This window comes from Pseudomonas mosselii, from assembly GCF_005796105.1.
In the GTDB taxonomy this organism is placed as follows: Bacteria; Pseudomonadota; Gammaproteobacteria; order Pseudomonadales; family Pseudomonadaceae; genus Aquipseudomonas; species Aquipseudomonas mosselii_C.
This window is the reverse complement of record NZ_VAUO01000011.1, coordinates 109,977-116,051: the sequence shown is the minus strand read 5'-3', so window position 1 is coordinate 116,051 and position 6,075 is coordinate 109,977. Positions and strand designations below refer to the sequence as shown.

Genomic DNA, 6,075 nt, shown 5'->3' with positions numbered 1-6,075 from the left:
GCGCGCATTCTACGCTTTCCTCATTTCGTGTCAAGCGTTATTTTGAAGTTTTTTCGAAGCCGTTTTAAAAACACCTTCAACCTCAACAACTTACCGCTTGCCTCGTTGCGTTCAACGCTGCGAGGAGGCGAATAATACGCGCTTTGAAATCAGAGTCAACACTTTGATCCGAAAAATTTCAAAACCGCCTTTCGACGACGATCGGGCAACTAAATGACCTGCGCTCCGCTCTGTAAAGAAACACAACGCGGAGCGCAGTGATCATGAGCGACGAGCAGAGCGAAAAGACCCCCGGACTGTCGCCGGACGAGCAACAAGAAGTCAGCCACAACCAGCCGCCAAGGGCGGCCGTGCTGCACGAGATCATCCGCCTGCAAGGCGACCAGGAGCTGGAACGGACGCTGGCCGCGCTTTGGTGGTCGGCACTGGCCGCCGGCTTGACCATGGGTTTGTCGCTGATGGCCATGGGGCTTTTCTATGCACGCCTACCCGAAGGTGAAAGCATCCAGGTGATTGCCAGCCTCGGCTACAGCGCAGGTTTCCTCGGCGTGATTCTCGCTCGCCAGCAATTGTTCACCGAAAACACGCTCACCGCCGTACTGCCGGTCATGACCACCCCGACCCTGGGCAACCTGGGCCGACTCTTGCGACTATGGGGCATCGTTCTGCTCGGCAACCTGTCTGGCACCTTGCTGGTGGCCTGGGTGATGCTCGAACTGCCGATCTTCGACAGCAAGACCGACATCGCGTTTCTCGAAATCGGCCGCAAAGTGATGGAGAACGATCTCAGCCAAATGTTCGCCAAAGGGATCGTTTCGGGCTGGATGATCGCCACGATGGTGTGGATGATCCCATCGATGGAGCAGGCCAAGATCTGGATCATCGTGCTGATCACCTACCTCATGGCACTGGGCGACTTCACACATATAGTAGTGGGCTCTCTGGAGGTGTCCTACCTGGTATGGGCGGGAGAACAGTCCTGGAGTGCCTTCTGGTTGGACTTCGCCTTACCGACACTGGCCGGCAACATCATCGGCGGCAGCTTCATCTTTGCCCTGATCAGCCACGCCCAGGTGCGCAGCGACAGCGGCAAGCCGCCGTCCAGGCTGTTTGACGATACCCGCGCGCGACACGACTAGCGCGTCACCACCACCCGCTCGGCAGAGCGCCCTTGGCGGGGCAGCGCCCGCGGCCGCCACCAGTTCTGCCCGGTATGTGGCGAGTCGAGACTGACCCGCTCGCCCATCTGCGGCGTACACAGCGCCACATTCGCCGCGAGGGTCAGTGCGAGAATCCGTTCGAAGGGTTCTTGCCAAGCATGCGTGGACAAGTCGAACGTACCGTTGTGGATAGGCAACAGCCAGCGTCCACGGACATCAAGGTGGGCCTGAAGGCTCTGCTCAGGCTGCATGTGCACATGCGGCCAGGCCAGGTTATAGGCGCCGGTTTCCATCAACGTGATGTCGAACGGCCCATAACGCTCGCCAATTTGGCGAAAGCCTTCGAAATAGCCGGTGTCACCACTGAAAAACAGCCTCAACCCGGCATCGATAACGACCCACGACGCCCACAGCCTGCGATTGCTGTCAAACAGCCCACGACCAGAAAAATGCTGCGCCGGCGTTGCGATGAAGCGTACGCCCTGTACCTGCGCCTCCTGCCACCAGTCCAACTGGCGCACTTTAGACCTCGGTACACCCCACTCCATCAGCAGTTCGCCCACGCCCAAGGGCGCGAGAAACTGTTCGGTGCGCGGTGCCAGCCGCCGGATAGCCTGTTCATCGAGGTGATCGAAATGGTCATGGGAGAGAATGACTGCCGCCAGCGGCGGCAGATCCTCGATGGCCAGGGGCGGTGCATGGAAGCGCAACGGCCCAGCCCACTGCACCGGTGAGGCTCGCTCGGCGAACACCGGATCGGTCAGAAAAAAATGTCCGCGCAGCTTGAGCAGGATAGTGGAATGCCCGAGCCGCCAAAGGCTGTGGTCCGGTGCATCGAGCACCTGCTGGCGGCTCATGGGCTGCACGGCCATGGCGGTGTCGGGGCGTGTTTCAGGGAGCTTGCGCAGGAGCAGGTACTTCATGCCGATGCGCAGTTTCTTGAGCATGCCATCCTTGGGCAGCTCCAGCTGATTGTGGAACCGACCGTCTCGATATGGCGCCGGCTCGCCAGCGGGGGTGGCCATGGGAGTCATGTACAGGAGCACTCCGAGCAAGAGGAAGGGCTTCATGTTACTCCAGAGGTATCGCATCAACCGTGAATTGGCTTGTAAGGTCATTTTTCCCCGATGAATGAATGTTCGACAATATTCATACGAGTTATGCGATAAACGGCGCCCCCAGCAGAAACGGACCACCATGACGGACATAAGCCGCGGAAAAGGACACTCGTTTGTCCGCCGCATTTACCGACCACGCATCATCGGCAAGGGTATCGGCCTGATCGCCGCCGCTGCTGCCGTGGCACCCTTGCAACCACCCGATTGGGTGTGGCTGCTGATGCTGTTCAATGGCTTGGCCTGGCCGCATGTGGCCTACCACTGGGCGCGCCGCTCGGCGATGCCCTATCAGGCCGAGTTACGCAACTTGCAACTGGACTCGGTGGCGGCCGGCTTCTGGGCCGCGACCATGCATTTCAATCCGCTGCCAAGCCTGACCATCCTCTCGATGGTGACCATGAACAATGTCGCTGCGGGCGGCAAGCCCATGGTGGTGCGCGGGCTGATCGCACAACTGGTCGGGATGCTGGTGTCGATCATCGTACTGGGCCCGGGCCTACAATTGCAGACGACACCGGTGCAAGTGTACGCCAGCCTGCCGATGCTCACCCTGTACCCGCTCGCCTTGGGCTGGGTGTGTTATCAGTTGGCGATCCAACTGTCCGACCACAAGCGCCGCCTCGGCGCACTGAGCCGCACTGACAGCCTTACTGGCCTGCTCAACCACGGTGCCTGGAAAGACCTGCTGCTGCTCAAGTTCCAGATCTGCCAGCAACAACAAGCGCCGGCGGTGGTGGCACTGATCGACATCGATCACTTCAAGCCCATCAACGACACCTACGGGCATGTGGTCGGTGACTGCGTGTTGCGCCAACTCAGTGAAGAGCTGACACGCAACCTGCGCGAGCACGACAAGGCGGGGCGCTACGGCGGCGACGAGTTCTGTCTGATCTTGCCCAACACCCATGAAGCCCAAGCCTGTCAGGCGATGGAACGATTGCGCGAGCAGGTCGCGGCTTACCGCAACCCACAGTTGCCGGGGCTGCGCATCAGCCTGAGCATCGGCCTCGCCGCCTTCCACCCGGGTCTGACGAGCCCTGAAGACTGGCTGCTGGAGGCGGACAAGGCCCTATACGCGGCCAAGCATGAAGGACGCGACCAGATCAACCTGGCACGTGGCGAGGCTACCGCGCTCCGGCTGGCCTATCCTGACTAGACCTTCCCCCAGATCCCGGGTGGGAGGCTGCAGTTGAAGGAGCCGCCCACGCATGCACAGGAATGCAGAGCTTCCCCCTTCCAGCCCCACTTCGCGCCTGCAAATCCGACGCCTGATCGGGGCGCTCGGCGCCTTGTTCGGCCTGGGTTGCCTGATCGTCCTCGGCGCCTTGTTCAACATCGCCGCTACCCTTGACCAGCAGGCGATGCAACATAGCCGCTTTCACGCCAACCAAGCGCTGGAGCAACGGCTACAGGCCTCAAGCCACTTCCTTTCCAGCTACGCCGTCTGGGATGCAGCTTATGCGCACTTTGACGGCCAAGCCGATTGGCAATGGGCGTACGAGCAGAAGAACGTTGGCCAATCGCTGTACGATGCCAGCGGCTACGAGGGCGTATTCGTAGTCAACGACGAGGGCACGCTCTACGCCCTGTTCAAGGGCAAGCCCGGCGAGTCGTCGGTCAGCGCCTACGTGGCGGCACCGCTTGGACCAATCATCGAGCGAGCGCGCAAGGCGGCCCCGGCACGCGCGCAAGTCACCGCTTTCGTACGCTTCAACGGCTGGCCGGCGATCCTCAGCGCAGCCGCCGTGCGCCCGGACCGGGATGTACGTGAAGACGAAGTGCGCAGCGCCCCGGTCATGCTATTCATCGACCAATTGACCGACACCAAGCTTGCGCGTCTGGGTGAAAGCGCGGGCCTGACCGGCATGCACCTGCAGAGCAACGAATCCACCCAGCAAACCTCTGCCCAGGTGGGCTTGGGCGATACCGGTTTCAGCCTGAGCTGGGACAGCCCCCACCCCGGGCAACAATTGCTCTGGGCCGTGTTGCCGGCGCTGTCGGGTGTGCTGCTGGTGCTCGGCCTGGCCTTGTTGTACCTGTTCCGTCATGCGTGGCGTAGCTCCAAGGCCATTGACCAGAGCCTGCAACGCCTACAAAAGAGCAACCAGGCACTGGAAGCCAGCGAACAACGTTTCCGCGCCGTGGCCGAGGCGGCCTCTGACTGGATCTGGGAAACCGACCGCCACCATCGATTGACCTATATCTCCCAACGCTTCGCCAACGTCACCGGCTACCGGGTCGACGAATGGCTCGGCCAGCCTATCAATCAGTTGCTGGCCTGCGACACCACGCCCTTGCTGGCATGGCTCGATACCCAGGCCGACAGCGATCCTCAGGCGTTGGCCAACCTGCGCTGCGCCTACCGCGACCACAATGGCGAGCACCGTTACTGCCGTATCTCGGCACGCTCAATCCTGTTCGACGGCAAGCTGGCGGGTTTTCGCGGCACCGCCAGCGACATCACCGATGAAGTCGATGCCCATGCCCGCATCCAGCACCTTTCGATGCACGATGCGCTCACGGGCCTTGCCAATCGCAACAAGCTCTCGCGTCACCTCGAACAAGCGCTGCTGCGTGGCAACGACTCGCCGCCACTGGCACTGCTGCTGTTGGACCTGGACAGCTTCAAGCCCATCAACGATTCGCTCGGTCACGCCGCCGGAGACGCAGTCTTGCAGGAGGTCGCCACACGCCTGCGCGACAGCACCCGTGACGGCGACCTGGTGGCTCGCCTGGGCGGCGACGAATTCGTGCTGGTCCTGCAAGGCCTGGATAACCGCAGCGAAATCGACCGCTTCTGCGCACGACTGATCGAACAGCTGCAGCAACCAATCACCTTCGAAGCACACCAATTGCACGTCAGCGCCAGCCTCGGTATCGCCCAGACCCGCACCCAGGGCACGGATGCAGGCGAGCTGATCCGCTGCGCTGACATCGCCCTGTACCAGGCCAAGGCCGACGGCAAGCACACCTGGCGCTACTTCTCGCCCGAGATGAACCAGCAAATCCAGTACCGTCGGCAACTGGAGAACGACTTGCGACGGGCTGTCAGAGAGCAGGCGTTCGTACTGCATTACCAACCGCGCTACCGTATGGACGACCTGCGCATCGTATCGGTCGAAGCGTTGCTGCGCTGGCAGCACCCACAGGAGGGCTTGCTGGGGCCGGACACCTTCATTCCCCTGGCCGAACAGAGCGACCTGATCGTCACCCTGGGCCGCTGGGTGCTGCTCGAAGCCTGCCGCACCGCCTGCACCTGGCCACAGCCATTGCTGGTGTCGGTCAACCTGTCACCGGCACAGTTCCTGCGCAGCGATGTGGTAGCCGACGTGCGTCAGGTGTTGCTGGAGACGGGTTTCCCGGCACAGCGCCTGGAGCTTGAGATTACCGAGAACGTGATGCTCAACGATATCGAAGGTGCCTTGGGCACCATGCTGGCGCTCAAGGAGCTGGGGGTGCGCTTGAATATGGACGATTTCGGCACCGGCTATTCGTCCCTGGGATACCTGCGCACCTACCCCTTCGACAGCATCAAGATCGACAAACGCTTCATCGCCGGGCTCAACAACCCGAATGGCAATGACCGCGCCGTGGTGCAGGCCATCATCAACCTGGGCAAAGCCATGGGCTTGACCGTCACTGCCGAAGGGGTGGAGACCGAGCAGCAACTCAAGGCGCTCGGCAAGGAGCGCTGCCATGAGGTACAGGGCTTCTACCTGAGCCGGCCGCTGGAGCGCCTTCAGTTCGAAGCGCTGCTGGCCAAGCGCGAGCCGCGCCACGGCGCCTGCTGAACAGGC

The 6,075-nt window shown here is 61.7% G+C and carries 4 protein-coding genes; 3 read left to right on the top strand and 1 reads right to left on the bottom strand.

Annotation, left to right across the window (positions count from 1 at the left end):
- The first annotated feature begins 263 nt into the window (after positions 1-263).
- Complete coding sequence (locus FEM01_RS19875) at positions 264-1,139, top strand: formate/nitrite transporter family protein (RefSeq protein ID WP_138221176.1); 876 nt, start codon at positions 264-266, stop codon at positions 1,137-1,139.
- Here the strand turns inward: FEM01_RS19875 and FEM01_RS19870 are convergent.
- Complete coding sequence (locus FEM01_RS19870) at positions 1,136-2,230, bottom strand: MBL fold metallo-hydrolase (protein ID WP_138221175.1); 1,095 nt, start codon at positions 2,228-2,230, stop codon at positions 1,136-1,138. The two genes, FEM01_RS19875 and FEM01_RS19870, sit on opposite strands and share 4 nt — an antisense overlap.
- Before the next feature lie 127 nt (positions 2,231-2,357).
- On the opposite strand from FEM01_RS19870, the gene FEM01_RS19865 reads away from it, so the two are divergent.
- Complete coding sequence (locus tag FEM01_RS19865; RefSeq protein ID WP_138221174.1) at positions 2,358-3,434, top strand: diguanylate cyclase; 1,077 nt, start codon at positions 2,358-2,360, stop codon at positions 3,432-3,434.
- A gap of 52 nt (positions 3,435-3,486) precedes the next feature.
- Positions 3,487-6,069: a bifunctional diguanylate cyclase/phosphodiesterase gene (locus tag FEM01_RS19860; protein WP_138221173.1), complete on the top strand. Its 2,583-nt coding sequence runs from the start codon at positions 3,487-3,489 to the stop codon at positions 6,067-6,069.
- Positions 6,070-6,075: the final 6 nt, after the last annotated feature.

Excerpts from the sequence above, each read along its gene's own strand:
- FEM01_RS19865 (WP_138221174.1), top strand. The coding sequence starts at position 2,358 with ATGACGGACATAAGCCGCGGAAAAGGACACTCGTTTGTCCGCCGCATT.
- FEM01_RS19875 (WP_138221176.1), top strand. The coding sequence starts at position 264 with ATGAGCGACGAGCAGAGCGAAAAGACCCCCGGACTGTCGCCGGACGAG.
- FEM01_RS19860 (WP_138221173.1), top strand. The coding sequence starts at position 3,487 with ATGCACAGGAATGCAGAGCTTCCCCCTTCCAGCCCCACTTCGCGCCTG.
- FEM01_RS19870 (WP_138221175.1), bottom strand. The coding sequence starts at position 2,230 with ATGAAGCCCTTCCTCTTGCTCGGAGTGCTCCTGTACATGACTCCCATG.